Here is an 18948-nt window from a genome sequence, read left to right as displayed (position 1 = left end):
CCGGATGACGCAGTGGCGCGGTGACGCGCTGACGCAAGGCCTCCCGCCGGACTAGGTTGTGGCCATGAGCAATCTTGAGCGCGAGGCGGTCCCCGCTCTGTGCGGTGGCCGGGGCTTCGTGGTGGCGGAGCCGGTGCGTGAACTCCTGAGTCCCCGGCGCGTCAAGCTGGGCGAGTCCAGCGAGGTCCGCCGGCTGCTGCCCAACCTCGGCCGCCGGATGGTGGGAGCCTGGTGCTTCGTCGACCACTACGGTCCCGACGACATCGCCGACGAACCCGGAATGCAGGTGCCGCCGCACCCCCACATGGGTCTGCAGACGGTGAGCTGGCTGCATGAGGGGGAGGTGCTGCACCGTGACTCCACCGGCAGCCTCCAGACGATCCGCCCGCGCGAACTGGGCCTGATGACCTCCGGCCGGGCGATCAGCCACTCCGAGGAGAGCCCCCGCTCGCACGCCCGCTTCCTGCACGGCGCGCAGCTCTGGGTCGCGCTCCCCGACGGCCACCGCCACACCGACCCGCGCTTCGAACACCACGCCGACCTGCCGACCGTCACGGCGCCGGGCCTCACGGCCACGCTGATCCTCGGCGACCTCGACGGCGCGACCTCGCCCGGCACGGCGTACACGCCGATCGTCGGCGCCGACCTGAGCCTGTCCCGAGGTGCGGACGTACGTCTCCCCCTGGAACCGGACTTCGAGTACGCCGTCCTGTCCATGTCCGGCGAGGCCCACGTCGACGGCGTCCCGGTCCTGCCCGGCTCGATGCTCTACCTCGGCTGCGGCCGCAGCGAACTGCCCCTGCGGGCCGAGTCGGACGCGGGCCTGATGCTCCTGGGCGGCGAGCCGTTCGAGGAGGAGTTGATCATGTTCTGGAACTGGATCGGACGGTCGCAGGAGGAGATCGTGCAGGCGCGTCAGGACTGGATGGAAGGGACACGGTTCGGAGAGGTGAAGGGGTACGACGGAGACCCGTTGCCGGCTCCCGTACTGCCGGCCACGCCTCTGAAGCCACGGGGAAGGGCCCGTTGACCTGCGCAAATAGCTGACTGGGCGGTGGCAGACGGTGGCTCGCCGCCTGTGTTGCCTCCGTGGCTCCACGGTGTTCGGGAGGGCGGCTGGGGCGCCGTTGCAAGCCCGATGCGCGGTGCTGCGCCACTCCACGGTGTCTCCGTGTGTGGGTGGCTGTGGCAGGACACTTGCTAACCCTTTGCGACCTCTACTGACACGTCATCAGATGGAGGCTGAGTTATGTCCCTGCCCTTGCGACGGCGGCGCAGTCACTACAGGCTCGGTGGCCACCGGCCAGATCCCGGCCTGGCGATTGACCCAGTCACACGTCGGCACGGGGACTTTGACGGCCGGCCTGTCGCCTTGTGGAAGGTCCACAACGTGTAGGCGGCTGTAGCGGGAGCGCCAAGAAGGTTGGAAACGTCTGATGCGAGGCCGAGTTGGTCCGCGCCTGGTCCGGATCTCGGTGAGTGGTCCGTGGTGCTGGCGAGCGGGGCTCGCGGTACCACATGGCACAGGTAGTCGGAACCGTCTTCTGGCGTCCGCGTGGTACGAAACGGTGCGGTTTGCGTGGGCGGAATCCTTGAGATCCGGGAGCGTCTACGGGGTTGGTGACACCGGCGTGACACCTGAGGTGCTTCTGCCGCCGTGCACCGACGGGGAGTCTGCGTGGACGGGGACCTGATGCGACGGGCATCGCGGGGCTGCTCCGGAGATGCCCGTCGTGCAGTTGGACAAGGTGCCCCGGCAGGACCCGTCTGTGCAGCTCGTGCCGATCAATGCCGTTTCCCTGGCTTGCATTCCCTGATGTGCTCTTGGGGCCCGCTCACCAGAGGGCGCCCTGCTCGGCTGACGGGCTGGGCGCCGGAGGTGTCGCGGCCAGGTGCACGCGCGTCTTGGTGTTGAGGGCGCGAGGTTCCCTGGTTACGGCACCCGCGTCGCGTAGCTGTCGGACGGCATCGAACACCTTGCCGGGCTGGTAGACGGTGCAGCTCGTGCTGGGCTGGTCACTCCTCGCGGCGGGCGATCACCCGGAAGGCGTTGGAGAAGCGGCTGCGGCGGACCAGCGGGGCGAGGAGCCGGTCCAGGGCGTACATCGGGAAGCAGAACGGTATGCCCGCCCAGAAGACCGTCTTGGTGACCGCGGCGCCGAGACGGCCCGGAGGCTCGGGCAGCCAGGGTTCGTCGCGGAACGGCAGCAGCCGCAGCACGTACAGCCCCACGAGCGCGGTGAAGTCCACGGGGATATGGGACTCCTCGCGGTCCGTCGCCACCACCGTGAAGCCCAGCTCGGTGAGGGCCCGGCGCAGGTTCCCCTTGGTCACGAAGTGCTGGTGCTGAGGCTGGAACCACGGCAGCCAGTACCGGCCGAAGAGGCGGCCGAAGGGCGACTCCGGATTGGGTACCTCGATGATCAGGTGGCCGCCGGGGCGGAGCACGGTGTGAACCGCGGCCAGTTGGGCCTTCGGGTCCGTGGTGTGCTCCAGGCAGTGGAACATGCTCACCGCGTCGTACTGGCCGGCGAGTTCGTCCGCGAGGTCGGGCAGAAAGCCCTGGAAGGCCCGCTCGATGCGCCCCGACTGCTGCGCCCCGAGCACATGGGCGCCGATGTCGAGCCCGTCGAAGGCGGTGCCGGGCAGTGCTTCCTTGGCCGCCAGGCAGAAGTCACCGCCCGCCGTGCCGACGTCCAGCCAGCGCTTCGGCCGGGCGTGCCGCCGCATGGCCACGGCCCGCTCGTGGTTGCGTTCCCTCGCGGCGTCGCTGTCCAGGGCGCCGCCGATCTTCTCGGCGTACAGGCCGTCGTAGAAGTCCCGGTAGTAGAAGTCCAGCCCGGCCGCGCTGAGCTGCGGGTTCTGGAACGTGTGTCCGCAGTCGCGGCACTGGTCCAGGGTGAAGGTGCCGGGCTTTCGCTGCAGGTGGTCCTTGGTGCGCAGGCGGCGACGCAGCTGCTGCGCGCCGCACCAGGGACAGTCGGTGCGGCGCGGCTCGAAGAACCGGGCGATGCCGTCGGCCAGCTCTGCCTGGTACGCGGGGCGCAGGCGGGCGACGCGTTCGGCGTCGGAAGCAGGGGGCGGTGGGGCGGGTATGCCGGGGGTGTCAGCGGGCTGGTTCGTGGTGGCCATGTCCGTGGTCTCCTCTCGTTCCACTCTTCGGCACGGCGGTCGCCCTGCCGGTCGGTCGCTCACCGCTGCCGTGACTCCTGCGGCTCCCGTGGCTTCTGTGCCGCGAACTTCTCCAGGTACGCCGCCGCGGCAGCTGCCCCGCCCGCCGCGCGGAAGGAGTCCCCGACGCGCCGGGCCGCCGCGCGGTAGGCGGGCTCGTCGAGTACGGCGTCGAGGGCGGCACCGATCCGCCGGCGGTCGGCGCGCCCGAAGCGCACCCGCACTCCGGCGCCGGCGCCGGTGACCTGGCCGGCGATCAGTGGCTGGTCGTCCCGGATGGGCGCGACCACCAGCGGTACGCCGTGCCACAGGCACTCGGCGACGGTGTTCTGCCCGGCGTGGCTGATCATCGCGGACGCCCGGCGCAGGAGCGGCAGTTGGGGGATCCGGGGCAGCACCAGGAGGTCGGCGTCGGACTCTTGACCGAGTACCCCTCCGGGGTCGGCGACCACCGCCTGCAGCCGCCGCCCGCGCTCCCGCGCGGCGGCCGCGCACTCGGCGAGGAAACGCGCCCCCAGGTCGGTGTTGGCGGTGCCGAGTGAGACCAGGACGGTGGCCCGGTGCTCGTCCAGCCACTCCCAGGGGAAGTCGGCCGCCGGGCGCCCGGTGAACGCCGGACCGACGTACCGCAGCTGCGGCAGCCGAGGGCCCGGGCCCGCGAGTTCGGGGGTGGTGAAGGAGAGCACCAGGTCGGGGGAGAAGCGCGGATCGTGGGTGCGCCCCGGGGCGCCGAGGCGGGCGCGCAGCTCCGCGACGAGCCCGGCGGTCCACTGAGCCACCTTCGGCATGCCGTCCAGGGCGTCGCTGAACTCCGCCGGGGTGGTCGACGCGGTGGCGTACGGCACCCCGAGGCGCTCGGCGACGAGGGCACCGGCGAGGGTCTGCTGGTCGGCGACGACGACATCGGGCCGGAACTTCTCGACCGCGCGGCGCACACCGGGCGCCATCGCCCCGGCGAGCGGCACGAGGAACTCCTCCCACAGGAAGCGCAAGGCTGCGGCACCGCGCAGGGCAGCCGGACGTTCCGGGAGCGGGGGCACGTCGCACGGGTACACCTCGGCGTCGGGCCCGGCCAGTTCCCCGACGAACCCGGGCAGTCCGGCCCAGGCGGCCCGGTGCCCGGATCTGGTCAGCTCGGCGGCCACGCTGACCGCCGGGTTGACGTGCCCGACCAGGGGCGGCACGACGAACAGAAAGCGGCTCACGGCGCGACCAGCTCCCGGTGGCCGTCCCGTAGCCAGTCGAGCAGCAGCGGGACGACCGTCTCGGGGGTGCCGACGAGCACGGAGTGCCCGTGCCCGGGCACCGTCAGGGTGCGGCAGCGGGGCAGCAGCGATTCCAGCCAGGGCGCCGTGTCGGCCAGGTCGGAGGTGGCGCCGTACACCGCGCAGACCGGCACGTGCAGGCTCTGCCAGGACTCCTCGGCGGGGACGGGGCAGGATGCGATGTCCTCGGCGATGGAGGTGCCGTGCAGCAGCCGGGTGGCCCAGCGCACCAGGCGGGCCTCGTGGCGGCCGTAGGTCTCCTCGATCCACGGCAGGGTGCGCTCGTCGTGGAGCTGGTGGGCGGAGCCGGCCAGGATGCCGCTCATCTTCTTGGCCCAGGCGGCGGTCGGCGGCTCGGACTCGAGCATCAGGATGCCGGCGACCCGCTCGGGGCGGCGCAGCGCGTAGGCGAGGGCGACTGTGCCGCCGAAGGAGTTGCCGACCAGGTGGACGGGCCCTTCCAGGGCGAGGGCGTCGAGCAGCGCGTCCAGGTCGCCGCTGAAGTCCTCGACGCCGTAGCCGCGCGGCGGGCGGGAGCTGCGGCCGTGGCCGCGCTGGTCGTACATCACGACGTCGTGTCCGGCTGCGGCGAGCGCGGGCGCGATGGTGAAGTAGTAGCTGGTCAGGTTGTCGGTGGCGATTCCGTGCACGAGGACGACCGTCTGGGGCGGGCCCGGTGCCGGGGTGGGTGCGCCGCTCAGCCGCTCCACGTTCAGCCGGATCCCGCCCGCCTCGATCGTGGTCACCGCAGGCACCCCGCGATGTACTGGACGAGTTGTCCGACGGTCAGTCCGATGATGTCGGAGAGTTCGAGCGAGGCGAACCAGGCGGGGAAGTCGACCCGGTCGCCGTAGCGCCCGCCCAGCTCGGCGGTGAGCGTGACCAGGTCGATGGACTCCAGGTCGAGGTCCTCCACGAAGCGGGTGTCGGAGGTGATCGGGGTGTCGTCCAGTTCGAGGTCGTCGAGGACCGTGTGCAGCGCGTCGGTGATCTCGGTGAGGACGGTGGCGTACGCGTGGCCGGTGGTGGCGGGGCTGGTCATGACGGGCTCTCCTCGGTCCAAGCGACGGTGTAGGTACGGGTGGGCAGCCCCGGCGGGTTGGTCACATCGGCGAGCTGGATGCGCCGCAGCCGGCCGGAGGGCGCCCGGACCGTGAGGGCACGGGCGCCGTCTTCGACCTCGACCGCTGTGAAGTCCCGCGGCCGGCCGCCCAGTCCGGTGCCCTCGGCCTTGGCCGCGGCCTCCTTGGCGGCCCAGAACCGGGTCAGCGGGCCGGGGCCGCCGCCGAGCCCGGTGAAGAGCGCCCGCTCGTCCGGGGCGAGGATGGCGTCGTAGGCCGTTTCGGGGCGCTCGACGATCTCCTCGATGTCGATGCCGGTGCAGGTGCCAGGGCTGTCGGCGGCGGGGCGGACGAGTGCGACGGCGGCCTCCCGGCAGTGCGCCAGCGACAGTTCCAGAGGCGGGAGTTCTCTGCCGTGTACGCCCTCGGGGCGCGGTCTGCCGCCAGGGTCGTTGGCGACCCGTATCTCGGCGGGGAAGACGGGGCCCGCGCCGTGCGCCCACAGGTGGCGGCGTACGGCGTCCTTGGCGGCGATCCGGCCGAGCAGCCACTGGCGCCGGCCGCGCGGGGGGCGTCCTGCGTACTGCTCGCGCTCAGGGCCCGCGAGCTGGCTGCGCATGTATATCTCGCGGGATGCGGGGTCGGGCCAGCGTTCGAAGACCAGCTGCCAGCCGCCATCCTGGGTGACCGACAGAGTGTTGTGCTCGGGCCATCGTTTGACCGGATCGACCTCGGGCGGCGAGTCGAAGCGCCGGTCCCGCCAGCCGCGGATCTCGGCCCAGACCTCGCCGTCGCGGGCGAGCTGCGCGTCAGCCACCAGGGCGGTGTCCGTCACGGTGGTGACCCTGATGTGGCAGTCGAGTGCGGTGCCCTGTTGCGGGGGCGGGCCGTGGAAACGGATCTCCTCGACGCCCGTCGGGAAGACGATGGTGCGGTCGGGGTGCGTGGCCATCAGCCAGTAGCCCAGCAGCTGACCGACGTTGTCGAGGAGCGCGCCGGGCGCGGACGGGGTGGTCAGGACACCGCGGACGTGCCGCTCGCCGAGCGCGCCGATCTCGGTGACACCGCGGAACCGCGGCCCGTGGAACATCCAGCGGTCGTCGTACATCTGCCGCGCGGACACAGCCGGACGGCTCTCCGGGGCGTCCGTCCGCCACGGCTGTGGGCGGGGCGCGGTGCCGTGCCCGTGGGCGGTCTCGACCGTGGCGCGGGCGAAGCGCCCGAACTCCACGGCGAACCGACCCTCTCCCTCGGGCCGGGCCGTGACCGTGGCCTCGGTGGGCGGGGCGGCGACGGTCCACTGCAGGAACCGGGCGTCGTGCACGGCCACGGCCCTCCCCGGGCCGGGCACGGCGTCGATCATGTGCTGCACCAGGGTGGTGGCGGGCACCACGGGCCAGCGGTCGGCGATCTCGGGCCAGTGCGCGGGCTGCCGGAAGAAGCAGTGGTCGGCGAGGTACGGCATGGTGTCGAGTGAGATGCGCAGGGTGGTGGCGCGGGGTGTGGCGGCAGGCGGCGGCACCGCCCCGGTCGCCGAGGGCCCGGGGGGCGGCGCCGCGGGCGCGGTGCGGCGCGGGGCCGCTGCCGCGGCGAAAAGTTCCGCCAGTTCCGCTGCCGTGTCCGCCGTCTCGCCGAGCAGCGAGCGCAGTTCGGCCGCCACGGGGCTCCGCGCGGCCACGGCCGCGAGCCGGTCCAGCCCGGGTGCGGGTGCCGCGCGCAGGGTGCTGCGGAGCCGGTCCCGGGTGGCGGCGTCGAGTGAGACGAGCCCGGAGCCGAGGGTGAGGGGGACGGTGACGGGGGCGGGGGCGGGGACGGCTCGCGGGCTCTCCGCGGCCGTACGGACGGTCTGCGCCGTAGGGTCGGTCTGCGCCGTAGGGTCGGTCTCCGCCGTACGGGCAGGTGCCGCCGTCGACCGAGGCGTGGCCCCCGCCCGCAGCGCCGCGAAGTCCGGCTCGGCACCGTGCGACCAAAGTCCGGCCGCCACCCGGTACAGCTGCGAAAGCCCGCTGTGCCGGGGCGTGTTGGCGCTGAGCGTCAGGCACGCGTGGCTGGTGAGGGTGTCGTCCACGAGAGCCGGCAGCTGGCCCTGGCCCAGCTGGACGAAGGCCCGGAACCCGGTGTCGTACAGGGCCGTGGTGAGATGCCGGAAGCGGACCGGTTCGAGCAGGTGGCGCAGGAAGAGGGCGCGCGCCGCGGCCTCGTCGGCCGGGAAGGGCGCGGCGGTCGTGGCGGACCAGACGGGCACCCGGGGCGGGTGCAGCGTGAAGCCGCGCGCGGCCTTCTCGATGGAGGTGAGGTACGGGGCGAGCATCGGCGTGTGGAAGCCGGACTCGAAGGGCAGCAGCCGACCGAGCACTCCCGCGCCGCGCAGCCGCCCGGTGAGCGCCTCGACCTGGTCGTGAGGCCCGCAGACGACGGTCTGGTGGGGCGCGTTGTCGTGCGAGACGACGACGTCCGGGTACGCCGCGAGCTCGGGATCCACCTGGTCCGCACCGGTGCCGAACGCGGCGAAGGCGAGCCCTGGGACGCGCAGCGTGGCCGGGTCGAAGTCCCGCAGGAAGGCGTCGACCTCGGCGTCCGCGTACATCCCGCCGACCGCCATCGCCGTCCATTCCCCCACACTGTGCCCGGCCAGCGCGTCCGGCCGGACGCCGATCCGGGCGAGCGCTCCGGCGAGCAGCCGGCCGAGGCCGACGACGGCCGCGCCGTGCCGGGCGACGTCGCCCACGCGGGCGTCCGGCCAGTGCGGCGCCGGCAGGCCGAAGTGGCGGGCGACGTCCTCGGCCCGCGGCTCGAACTCGGCCTCCAGCCCTGGGCAGAGGAAGGCGATCTTCCCGCCGCCCGTGCCGAGCACCGGCCGCGGCGCGCACCAGACGTCGCTCCGGCCGCCCCAGGTCCGGGCGCGGGCGACGGCCTTGCGGGCCAGGGCGAGGCGGCGGCCGGTGGGGTCCAGGACGGCGACGCGGGCGCCCCCGGCTCCTCTCGCTCCGCCCTCCGCGGCGGCCGCGCGCAGCGCGGTGTCGTCGGCGTCGAGCAGTTCGGCGAGGTCCTGCGGGGTCGCGGCGGCGAGCCGCAACAGCCGGGGCGGCTCGGCCACTTCGGCACGGTCCGCGCAGGCCGCAGGCCCCGCGCCCGGGCCGCCGGGTGCCGGGGCCGCAGGCGCGACGGCCGGGGCCGATGCCGGTGCGGGAGCCGACGCCGGGGCAGGCGCCCATGCGGGGGCAGGCACGGGCTCCGGTACCGACTCCAGGACGACGTGGGCGTTGATCCCGCCGAAGCCGAAGGCGCTGACCGCCGCACGCCGGACGTCCCCGCCCCAGCCCCGGGCGTGCTGGGCCGGAGCGAAGCGGGTGACGCGGAGCGCCGGGTGCGGGTCGTCGCAGTGCAGGGTCGGCAGGAGCATGCCGTGGTGCACCGCCAGGGCCGCCTTGACGAGGCCCGCCACACCCGCCGCCGGCATCGTGTGGCCGATCATCGACTTCACGGAGCCGATCACGGCGTCGGGCCCGGCGTCCGGGTCCGGCGGCCCGAACACCTCGGCCAGCGCGGCCAGTTCGGCCCGGTCGCCGCCGGGGGTTCCGGTGCCGTGCGCCTCCAGGAGGCCGAGCGACCCCGGTGCCGCCGGGTCGAGCCCCGCCGCCGCCCAGGCGAGCCGGACGGCGCGGGCCTGGCCGCCGGGGTCCGGGTTGACCAGGGAGCCGGCCCGGCCGTCGCCGGCCACGCCGACGCCGCGGACCACGGCGTAGATCCGGTCGCCGTCGCGCCGCGCGTCCGCGAGCCGTTTGAGTACGACCACGCCGGTGCCCTCGCCCATCAGCACGCCGTCCGCGTCCCGGTGGAACGGGCGGATCCGCTGGGACGGCGACAGCGCCCGCAGCCGGCTGAAGACGGACCAGAGCGTGATGTCGTGGCAGTGGTGTACGCCGCCCGCGAGCATCACGTCGCAACTGCCCGCGGCGAGCGTGCCGACGGCCTGGTCGAGTGCGACGAGCGAGGAGGCGCAGGCCGCGTCCACGGTGTAGGCGGGGCCACGCAGATCGAGCCGGTTGGCGACCCGGGACGCCGCGAAGTTGGGCACGAGGCCGATCACCGACTCGGGGCTCTGCTCCCCGCCGAGCGCGGCCGTGAACGCCGTCCGTACCGCGTCGAGTCGCTCGCCGTCCAGCTCGGGCAGTAACTCGTGCAGGGTGCGCACCAGTTGGGCGGACGTACGCATCCGCTGGTCGAGTCGGGCGAGTCCGTCGCTCAGATAACCGCCGCGGCCGAGCACGACACCGACCCGGGAGCGGTCTTCGGGCAGTGCGGCCTCTCCCGCGTCGGCGAGCGCGGCCGCGGCGGTGCGCAGTGCGATCAGCTGGTCGGGTTCGGTGCCGGGCACGGAGTCCGGCATGAGTCCGAAGACGGTCGGGTCGAAGGCGGCGAGCGCGTCGAGCCCGTCGACGAAGCCGCCGCGGCGGCAGTAGACGCCATCGAGGCCGCGCCGTCCGTCCGGGTCGTAGTAGGTGTCCGCGTCCCAGCGGGCCTTGGGCACCTCGGAGATGGCGTCTGCGCCGGTGACGAGGTTGTGCCAGTACGCGCCCAGGTCACAGGCGCCGGGCAGGGTCACCGCCATGCCGACGATGGCGACGGGCTGCCGGTGCCGCGGGGCGGTCGGTCGCATCGTGGGGCTCACCGGCCCGACGCCGTCAGGACGACCTCGTCGGTCTCCGGCTCGCCCCAGGCCAGCTCCCGCAGCAGCGCGAGCACGCCCTCCTCCGGGTCGATCAGCTCGATGCCGCGGCGCGCGTACTCCCGGCCCAGCTCAGGGCCGACCATGCCGCCGTGCACCCCGACCGGCGCCCACGGGCCCCAGTGCACGGTGACGGTACGGCTGCCGGTGTCGGCGCGCCAGAGGCGGCCAAGGCGGGCGAGTGCGTCGTTGGCGGCGGCGTAGTCGGCCTGGCCGCGGTTGCCGTACACCGCCGCGACGGAGCCGAACATGACGGTGAAGGCGGGCAGTTGAGGAAGTCGCCGGAGAGCCGAGAGCAGTGCGCGGGCGCCGTCCACCTTGGTGCCGTAGACCCGCTCGAAGGAGACGGGGTCCTTCTCGGCGAGCAGCCGGTCCTCGATCACTCCGGCGGCGTGTACGACCCCGTCGATCCGGCCGTACGTCGCGTACGTCTCCTTGACCGCCTGCTGCACGGCCTCCGCGTCCCGCAGGTCGAGTGCCCGGTACCCGGCCCGGCCGCCCGCGTCGTGTACCTCGGCCAGGGTCGCGGCGATCTCGCGGCGGGCCAGGACGCGGCCCGCTTCGCGGTCGATCTCGGCGGTGCTCAGACCGCCCCTGGCGGCGAGCGCCGCACGCAGCGCGGGCAGGTCGATGGCGTGGGCCAGCTCGTGGTGCCCGCCCGTGCCGCCGTCGAGCGGCGTACGCCCGAGCAGTTCGACCCGGCAGCGTGCGGCGGCGGCAAGGGCGAGGGTGAACCGCGCTGTGATGCCGCGTGCGCCGCCCGCGAGGACGACGACCGACTCCGGGCCGAGCCCGAGTGCCGCGGCAGCGGCGGCCCCGGAGGAGGCGGGCCCGGCGCCGGAGGAGACGGGCGGGCCCAGAGGGCTCTCGTACGGTACCGGGGCGCGGCGGAGCCCGCAGGTGCGCAGCACGACGGGCTCCCGGTCGGGCGCCAGCAGTTCCCCGACGAGCGCCTCGGCCTGCTCGGTGGCGGGCTCGTCGGGGTCGAGCTCCACGGCGCGGACCACGGTGTCGGGGTATTCGCGGGCCGCGGTGCGCACGAAGCCGTCGAGGCCGCTGGTGTCGTCGGGGAGGCGAGGGCAGAGCAGCCGGCGCGGGCCGCGCAGCAGCAGTTCCTGGAGCACGGTGAGCTTGGCGGGCAGCAGTTGCTGTTCCGTACCCGCGAGAGCGCCCAGGTGCAGCACTCCGTCGACCGGGCCGGTGTGCCCGGCGAGCTGTGCGGTGTCCGGGCCGCCCCGGGCGGCGAGCGTGCCGAGTGCGGTGAGCAGAGTGACAAGTGCCCGTGCGAGTGGCGTGTCGTCCGCGACGATCAGGAACCGCTTCCCGCGCAGCTGTGCCGCGCCTTCGGCGCCGGGCACGGGCGGCGGGTCGAGCGGGGCGGGCCGCAGCAGATAGCGGCGGGGAGCCTGGCCGGTGAGCGGGTCGGGGGGCTCCCCGGCTACGGGGGCCGAGGTGGCGAGGGCGGGTGCCGGGTCCGGATCGGCGAGCGCCTTCACGCGGGCCCGCAGCCAGTCGGCGATCCCGGCGGCGGTGCGCTCCCGGGTCAGTTCCTCCAGGTCCGCGTCCGGCAACGACCGCAGATCCGCACCCGAGCCCAGCAGCCGCCGTCCCAGCTCCCCGGCGATCTCCGTCCGCTTGATCGAGTCCACACTCAGATCCGCCTCCAGATCCGACTCCGCCCCCACCATCTCCACCGGATATCCCGTACGTTCCGCGATCACCGCCAGCACCTCGGCCAGCACATCCACTCCCACCGGAGCGGGAGCGGGGGCCGGAGCCGCAGCGAGAGCGGCCGGAGCCGGGGCCGGAAGGGGCTCGGGGGTCGGGGGAGCCGCCTGCGGCGCGGGCGTAGCCCCGAAGTAGCCGAGGAGCACGTCCCGTTGTGCGGCCAGCATCTCCCGGCTGTTGCGCAGGAACTCCCGGAGCAGTTCTTCCCGGTCGCCCATCGTTGTCGCCTCACCGGTCCGCTCTCCGGCCCGCAGGATGCCCGAGATGCGCCGGGCCGGGCGCAGCGCTCCCGGCACCGGCCGGCCGTCCGCCGTGCGTACGAGGTGGCCGTCGACCGTCCAGCCGGGCCGCTCCGGCACGGCGGCCGGGTCGGCGAGTACCGTGTCGCGTCCGGTGAAGAGCCGTGCGGGCGCCACCGGGACACCGGCCGCGGCGAGCCGGGCCAGGGCTTCGAGGTGGCCGCGCAGGCCCGCGTCGGGACGGGGTTCGAAAGGGACGGCGACGTGCGGCCGGTCGCCGAGGATCTGGCCGACCAGACCGGTGAGCACGGTGCCGGGCCCGCACTCGACGAAGATCCGCGCCCCGGCGTCGTACATCGCCTCGATCTGCTCGGCGAAACGGACGGGGGCGGCGATCTGCTCGGCCAGGCCGGCCCGTATCCGGGCGGGGTCCCCGGTATAGCGGGTGCCGGTGAGATTGGCCCAGACCGGGAACTCTGGGCCGCGCACGGCGTCGCCGTCAGGATCTCGGCGAAGCGGGACACGGCCCCGGCGACCAGCGGGCTGTGGAAGGCGCAGGCGACGGGCAGCGGGCGGACGGCGAACCCGGCGGCGGTGAGCGCGTCGACGGCTTCGGCGACGGCGTCCCTCGGGCCCGAGAGCACGCTCTGCGCGGGCGCGTTGTGGTTGGCGACGACGACCCGCTCGGCCAGGCCTGCCCCGGCGAGCACCCGGGTCACCTGCTCGGCGGAGGCCACGGCGGCGGCCATGGTGCCGGGATCGGACCCCTGTGCGCCGATCGCGGCGAGGATCGCCTCGGCCCGCTCCCGGCTGAGGTCACCGAGCGTGTCGGGGTCGAGGGCGCCCGCGGCGCAGAGCGCGACGAGTTCGCCGTAGGAGTGCCCTGCCGCCATGTCCGGGCGGACATTGACCGCGGTGAGGGTGTCGTACGCGGCGAGGCCGACCGCCCCGAGCGCGGGCTGGGCGTGGCGGGTGTCGGTGAGCCGGGCGACCTGTGCGGCGCGTTCGGCGGCGTCGAAGGCGGCGGGCGGGAAGAGGGCGGCGGCCGGGGCGTGGTACAGGTGGCGGCCGAGTTCGGGGAAGGCGGTGAACAACTCGGCGAACATGCCGGGTCGCTGGCTGCCCTGGCCGGGGAAGAGGAACGCCACCTTGCCACTGCCACTGCCACTGCCACTGCCACCGTCACCGTCGGCCGCCCCGGCGGGGGCGCCCGTGGCCGGGAACACTCCGCTTCTCCCGGGCGTGCCGTCGAGGAGGTCCCGTATCAGGTGCGGGAGTTCGGTGACGGACCCGGCGACCACGGCACCGAGGAGCGGGCCCGGGCCGGTCTCCGCGCGCTGTGCGGCGGTACGCGCCAGGTCCCGCAGCCGCCAGTGGCCGCTCGCCGCGAGGCCGGCGATTTCCTCGGCCGCTGCGCGGGTACGGAAGACCAACAGCTCGGCGGGCCAGACGTCGTGGCTCTGGCGCGGCGGCGCTCCGGCGTCGGCGTGGGCCCGCAGCACCACGTGGAAGTTGGTGCCGCCGAATCCGAAGGCGCTCACCCCGGCGACGCGGCGGGCGGCGGGCTCGGCCCAGGGCCGGGCCTCGCTGTGGAAGACGAACGGGCTGTCGGGGCCGGTCCAGACGGGGTTGGGCACGTCGATGTGCAGGGTGGGCGGGCGCACCCCGGTATGCAGGGCGAGCGCGGTCTTGATCAGTCCGGCGAGACCGGCGGCGCACTTGGTGTGCCCGATCTGGGACTTGACGGAGCCCACGACGCAGTTGCCGGGCGCGGCCCCGGCCTCCTCGAACAGCCGGGTGAGCGTGCTGAGTTCGGTGCGGTCGCCGACGACAGTGCCGGTGCCGTGGGCCTCGATCAGGCCGACCTCGGCGGGCGAGACGCGGGCCTGCGCGTAGGCGCGTTCCAGGGCGGCGCGCTGGCCCTCGGGGCGGGGCGCGGTCAGGCCGAGGGAGCGGCCGTCGCTGGCGCTGCCGACGCCCTCGATGACGGCGTAGATCCGGTCGCCGTCCCGCTCGGCATCGGCGCGGCGCTTGAGTACGAGACAGGCGACGCCCTCGCCCAGTGCGATGCCGTCGGCGGCCGCGTCGAACGGGCGGCAGCGGCCGGTGGGCGACAGCGCGTGCGCGGAGGAGAAGAGCAGGTAGTCGTTGATGCCGTTGTGCAGGTCGGCGCCGCCGCACAGGGCCACGTCGGCGGCACCGCAGGCCAGTTCCTTGCAGGCGGCGTCGACGGCGGCCAGGGAGGAGGCGCAGGCGGCGTCGACGGTGTAGTTGGCGCCGCCGAGGTCGAGCCGGTTGGCGATCCGGCCGGCGATGACGTTGGCGAGCATGCCGGGGAAGGAGTCCTCGGTGAGCTTCGGGAGCTGCTCCTCCAGGTCCTCGGGAAGACGGCCGACGTACGAGGGCAGGACGCTGCGCAGCGTCGCGGCGCCGGAGATGTCGCTGCCCGCCTCGGCACCGAAGACGACGCAGGTCCGCTCGCGCGGAAAGGCCCGGCGGTCGAGCCCGGCGTCGGCGAGCGCCCGCCTGGCCGCCTCCAGGGCGAGGAGCTGGACGGGCTCGATGGCGGCCAGGGAGGCGGGCGGGATTCCGTAGGCCAGCGGGTCGAAGGGGATCGGGGGCAGGAAACCGCCCCACTTGGACGCGGACACGTCGTCCGCCTCGGCGTCCGCGCCGAAGTGCAGCGCGGGATCCCAGCGGGTGTCCGGGACCTCGGTGATCGCGTCGGCGCCGGCGAGCACCTGGGCCCAGTAGGCGCGCAGGTCGGCGGCGCCGGGGAACATGCCGGCCATGCCGACGACGGCGATGTCGAGCGGTTCGGGAGCGGGGGCCGGGTTCCGTGCGGGTACCGTACCGCCCGCGTCGCGTACGTCTGCGGCGAGTTCGGCGGTGCGGCGCCCGTAGAAGTCGGCGGCCCCGTCGGTGACCGCGTGGTGCAGGGCGGCGACGGTGGTGACGGCGGAGCGGAGCACGGCGACCTCGCCGGCCATGAACATGCCCGCTTCGCGCTGGCGCTCCTCGTCGACGTCGAGCAGCTCGTCGCCGACCCGCTCGACGCCCTTGCTGGCGATGCGCAGGCGGCCGACGTTGAGCCGCTCCAGCTCCTGCCAGACCTGCCGCTCGGGTATCGCCTGGGTCCGCAGCTCGTCCTTGACCCCCTGGTACGTGTCGCTGAACGCGCTGGGCAGGCAGCGGGTGGTGTGTCCGGGTGCGGTGTGCAGGAGCGTGGTCGACCCGGCGTCCAGGGCCGCGCGCTGGAACAGCGGCCGGATGGCGCCGCACTCGACGGCCTCCTCGGTGAAGAGGTAGCCGGTGCCCATCAGAACGCCGACGACGGCACCGCGGGTGGTGAGCGGGGAGGCGAGCGCGGCGACCATGGCGGCGGAGCGCTCGTCGTGGATGCCGCCCGCGAACAGCACCTGTACGTCCTGTGGGTCGGCGGCGTCACCGCCATCGGCGTGACCGTCGTCGGCCGCCGCGTCGAGGAAGTCCTCCAGGACGGCCAGTTGCGCCTCCCAGAGAGGGAAGCTGTTGCGCGGCCCGATGTGCCCGCCGCACTCGGCGCCCTCGAAGACGAAGCGCCGGACGCCGGCCGCCAGGAACTGGCCGAGCAGCCCGGGCGACGGCACGTGCAGAAAGGTACGGATGCCCTCGGCCTCCAGAGCGGCCGCCTGGGAGGGACGGCCGCCCGCGATGACGGCGTGGCTGGGGCGCAGCTCACGGATGGCCTCCAGTTGGGCGGTGCGTATCTCTTCCGGAACGAAGCCGAGGATGCCGACGCCCCAGGAGCGGTCGCCGAGCGCGGACCTGGTCTGCTCGAGCAGGGTGCGGGTCTGATCGGGCCCGGCCAGGGCGAGCGCGACGACCGGCAGTCCGCCGCCGTCCGCGACGGCCGCCGCGAACCGCGCCTGGTCGCTGACTCGGGTCATCGGGCCCTGGACGACCGGCAGCGCGGTGCCGAGCGGCCGGCACATCGGTGAGCCGCCGCGCAGCACGGCGCCGTCGTCCGCCACGGCGGCGTCGATGCCCGCCGTGACGGCGGCGAGGGCGCGGTCCACGGTGCCGTACCGCTCGGCGAACCGGGCGGCGAGAAAGGCATCCTGGCCCAGCGGCAGGGGCCGCTCGCGCAGGGCGGCCGGGAGGCCGGGGCGGCTCCGGTCGAGCACCCGGCAGCCGTCGACGACGACGGTCTCGGTGCCGTCGGCGGCGCGCAGCAGACCGGCGGCCGCGGGGGCCGTACCGGCCTCGTCGAGCAGTGCGAGCTGGATGTCCAGTACGACTCCGCGGGCGCCCGCGAGCACGGCGGCGGCCGCGGTGTGCGGCCCGATGCCGCCGCAGGCCCACACCGGCAGGTCGGCCGGTACGGCGCCGAGTACGCGCTGGAGCAGCACGAAGGTGGAGTGTTCGCCGCAGGGGCCGCCGGACTCCTCGCCGCGCAAAACGAGCCCGGTGACACCGTCGGCCGCGGCCCGGTCGGCCTCGTCGGGACCGCGGACCTCGGCGAGCACGGCGGGGTCCGCGGCGGCGGCGCGGGCGGCGGCCCGGACCTCGGCGACGGTCCAGGGCGCGTCGGGGGCGAGGAGCACGGTGCACGGTCCGGCGGCGGCCGGGTCCGCGGCGCGCCGCGTTCCGGCGGGCGCCGGGGCCCACAGCTCTTCGGGGCGCAGTGCACAGTCGGCGGGGACCCGCACGCCGTGGCGGCCGGGCGCCCACTGCCGCAAGAGGGTCAGGGCCTCGCGGGCGGCGCGCGCGCCCGGGCCGAGGTCGAGGACACCGGACCCACCGGCCCGGCAGACGGCGGCGACGAGACGGGGGTCCGGTGCACCCAACGGGCTGACGCCGATAACGGTGTGCGTCATGGGGGGAGGCTCCTCTGTGCGATCGAGGGGGGTGTGCGATCGGGACGAGCGGATTCGGCGCACGCCGCGCGCTTTGGAGCTGATGACCCGTCAGATACTAATGGGTAGTCAGTTATCTGGCTGCACCCCCGACACCGATCGGTGAACAGGAACCGCAAGGAGCCGGACCCGGTCGCCGCACCGGGCACCCTCCGGGACGACCAGCAGCGCCGCGAGTTCCGCCACCCGCCGACAGCACCGTTTCGGAGATCACCGCCGGGGCGGGGCGTTGGGGTCCTTGCGGCGGGTCAGCCATATCGGCTCCGGGAACCGGGCGTTGGTGGGTGCTCTCTGCCAAGGCCGGGGGCTGCGGGCCGTGCACGGCTGTGTCCGCTCCACCCTGCGCAACTACCAGGGCTCGGTACGGCAGTTCTGCGACTTCCTGACCAACCCCGCCTATGGCTGGGGCGACGAGTGACTGCGGCTCTTCGGGACCCACCCAGTCCAGGTGGTCTACGACTGGAATGCCGCTGCGTACGCCGATGAAGCCGAGGGTGAGCCAGAACGCCGGGCCTTCACCAGGCCCGAGCTGGAAGCGTTCTTCGACCATGCTGACGAGGAAGTCCTTCGCGTTCGCGGCAAGGGCCGCACGGGCTGGCTGCCAGCATTCCGGGATGCCGCTTTGTTCAAGACCGCGTACGCCTACGGCCTGCGCCGAAACGACACCCGGATGCTGGACCTCACCGACTTCGGCCGCAATCCGGACGGCCGGGAGCTCGGCCAGTACGGCACCCTGCTGGTCCGCCACGGCAAGGCCACGAAGGGCTCGCCGCCCAAGCGCCGCAGCGTGCTGACCGTCTGGACCTGGACACCCGGCACGATCGAGGAATGGATCACCGAGGTGCGGCCCGGGATGCGGCATTCGACCAGCCGGGCCCTCTGGCCCTCCGAGCGAGGCGCACGGATCGGGGTCCAACGCTTGGACTCCCGTTTCGCCGCCTACCGGGACGCCGTCGGCCTGGACCCCGCGCTGGAGTTCCACTCGCTGCGCAGGTCCTCATCACCCACCTGATCGAGGACGGCCACGACCCGCTGTTCGTCCAGCAGCAGGTCGGCCACGACCACGCCTCCACCACCGCGATCTACACCTGCGTCTCCTCCGACTTCCGCACCCGCTCCCTGCGACGCGTCCCGGACGCCACCATCAAGGCTGCTCTGCGGCCGGGAAGGACCTCCTCCCACCCCAGCGCGGCAGAGCCTTCGCGATCCGCCAACTCGTCCTCCAAGCGCCGGTCCCAGTCATCGCGAAAGCCCTCGGCTACCACGACAAGACCGCCACGCGCCTCGTCACCGAGGCCGGCGGAACCTGGAGCCGATACGCCTGGGAGACCACAAACGGTGACCGCCGGAGGCCGGAAACTCAGGCGACCGACGCCCTGAAGGGATCGGTGGGGATGATTTCTGCCTCGTCGAAGAGCTGCTCCAACGCCTCGTGGCCGTGACTCCTGCGGAACTCGATCTCGGCTGTCGTCACGGGCAGCGTCCACACGATGCGGGCGTGACCCCCGGGAACGGCACAGTGTTCAAGGTCGGGTCCGTGGAGACAGGGCAGGCTGATCAGTAGGTGATCGCAGATTGAACCCGGCACCCACGGGTCACCGATCGGCATGCTGTGCTCCAGGTCGAGCTGATGTCCTCCGCAGTGGTAGTAGGCGATCTCGCCATGAGTTCGATGAACCGCTGGTGGCGGACATGGGCAGTCATGACGAACTCGAGTCCATGACCGTCCTTCTCCATCGCGGCCCAGCACCCGGCGGTCACTTAGGGCCTGTCGTTTGGATCACGCCGCAGACGCGGGGCCTGGCACGCACATCTGCCGCGTTCTCGTCGGTCGCCGACTCCCCCACGCTCGGCTTC

The 18948-nt window shown here is 74.0% G+C and carries 11 protein-coding genes; 3 read left to right on the top strand and 8 right to left on the bottom strand.

Annotated features, from left to right (window positions below):
- Positions 1 to 64: 64 nt before the first annotated feature.
- On the top strand, positions 65 to 1030 hold the full coding sequence (locus tag ACFZBT_RS35275; protein WP_391112696.1) for a pirin family protein: 966 nt from the start codon (positions 65 to 67) through the stop codon (positions 1028 to 1030).
- A 986-nt stretch (positions 1031 to 2016) separates the two neighbouring features.
- Here ACFZBT_RS35275 and ACFZBT_RS35270 read toward each other — a convergent pair.
- From ACFZBT_RS35270 to ACFZBT_RS35240, 7 genes are read right to left on the bottom strand one after another with little or no spacing between them, the layout of a single operon-like run.
- Positions 2017 to 3132 (bottom strand): methyltransferase domain-containing protein, encoded by a 1116-nt coding sequence (locus ACFZBT_RS35270; RefSeq protein WP_391112693.1) that lies wholly within the window; start codon positions 3130 to 3132, stop codon positions 2017 to 2019.
- A 59-nt stretch (positions 3133 to 3191) separates the two neighbouring features.
- Positions 3192 to 4376 carry a nucleotide disphospho-sugar-binding domain-containing protein gene (locus tag ACFZBT_RS35265; RefSeq protein ID WP_391112690.1) on the bottom strand — a complete coding sequence of 395 codons (1185 nt, stop codon included), beginning with the start codon at positions 4374 to 4376 and terminating at the stop codon, positions 3192 to 3194.
- Entirely contained in the window at positions 4373 to 5182 is an 810-nt protein-coding gene (locus ACFZBT_RS35260) for an alpha/beta fold hydrolase (RefSeq protein WP_366736747.1), read from the bottom strand. Before ACFZBT_RS35260 ends, ACFZBT_RS35265 begins: the two co-directional genes overlap by 4 nt.
- Positions 5179 to 5478, bottom strand: a complete 300-nt coding sequence (locus ACFZBT_RS35255; RefSeq protein ID WP_391112686.1) for a phosphopantetheine-binding protein — start codon at positions 5476 to 5478, stop codon at positions 5179 to 5181. The genes ACFZBT_RS35260 and ACFZBT_RS35255 overlap by 4 nt, the downstream gene beginning before the upstream one ends.
- The gene (locus ACFZBT_RS35250) at positions 5475 to 10157 is read right to left on the bottom strand and encodes a beta-ketoacyl synthase N-terminal-like domain-containing protein (protein WP_391112683.1); all 4683 of its coding nucleotides are present in this window, start codon (positions 10155 to 10157) and stop codon (positions 5475 to 5477) included. The genes ACFZBT_RS35255 and ACFZBT_RS35250 overlap by 4 nt, the downstream gene beginning before the upstream one ends.
- 8 nt (positions 10158 to 10165) lie before the next feature.
- Positions 10166 to 11968 carry an SDR family NAD(P)-dependent oxidoreductase gene (locus ACFZBT_RS35245; RefSeq protein ID WP_391112679.1) on the bottom strand — a complete coding sequence of 601 codons (1803 nt, stop codon included), beginning with the start codon at positions 11966 to 11968 and terminating at the stop codon, positions 10166 to 10168.
- Positions 11944 to 17052, bottom strand: coding sequence for a beta-ketoacyl synthase N-terminal-like domain-containing protein (locus ACFZBT_RS35240; RefSeq protein WP_391112676.1), 5109 nt, complete (start codon positions 17050 to 17052; stop codon positions 11944 to 11946). The genes ACFZBT_RS35245 and ACFZBT_RS35240 overlap by 25 nt, the downstream gene beginning before the upstream one ends.
- A gap of 319 nt (positions 17053 to 17371) precedes the next feature.
- Between ACFZBT_RS35240 and ACFZBT_RS35235 the strand changes: the two genes are divergently transcribed.
- Both ACFZBT_RS35235 and ACFZBT_RS35230 read left to right on the top strand, forming a co-directional pair.
- Positions 17372 to 17509 (top strand): hypothetical protein, encoded by a 138-nt coding sequence (locus ACFZBT_RS35235; RefSeq protein ID WP_391112673.1) that lies wholly within the window; start codon positions 17372 to 17374, stop codon positions 17507 to 17509.
- 204 nt (positions 17510 to 17713) lie between these two features.
- A complete protein-coding gene (locus ACFZBT_RS35230) occupies positions 17714 to 18103 on the top strand; it encodes a hypothetical protein (protein WP_391112670.1) in 390 nt (129 codons plus the stop codon).
- Between the two features lie 348 nt (positions 18104 to 18451).
- Here the strand turns inward: ACFZBT_RS35230 and ACFZBT_RS35225 are convergent, their stop codons facing one another.
- The gene (locus ACFZBT_RS35225) at positions 18452 to 18700 is read right to left on the bottom strand and encodes a suppressor of fused domain protein (RefSeq protein ID WP_391112667.1); all 249 of its coding nucleotides are present in this window, start codon (positions 18698 to 18700) and stop codon (positions 18452 to 18454) included.
- Between the last annotated feature and the right edge of the window lie 248 nt (positions 18701 to 18948).

The sequence above is a fragment of the Streptomyces sp. NPDC008137 genome (assembly GCF_042957035.1).
Classification (GTDB): domain Bacteria; phylum Actinomycetota; class Actinomycetes; order Streptomycetales; family Streptomycetaceae; genus Streptomyces.
This window is presented reverse-complemented; position numbering and strand designations above follow the sequence as displayed.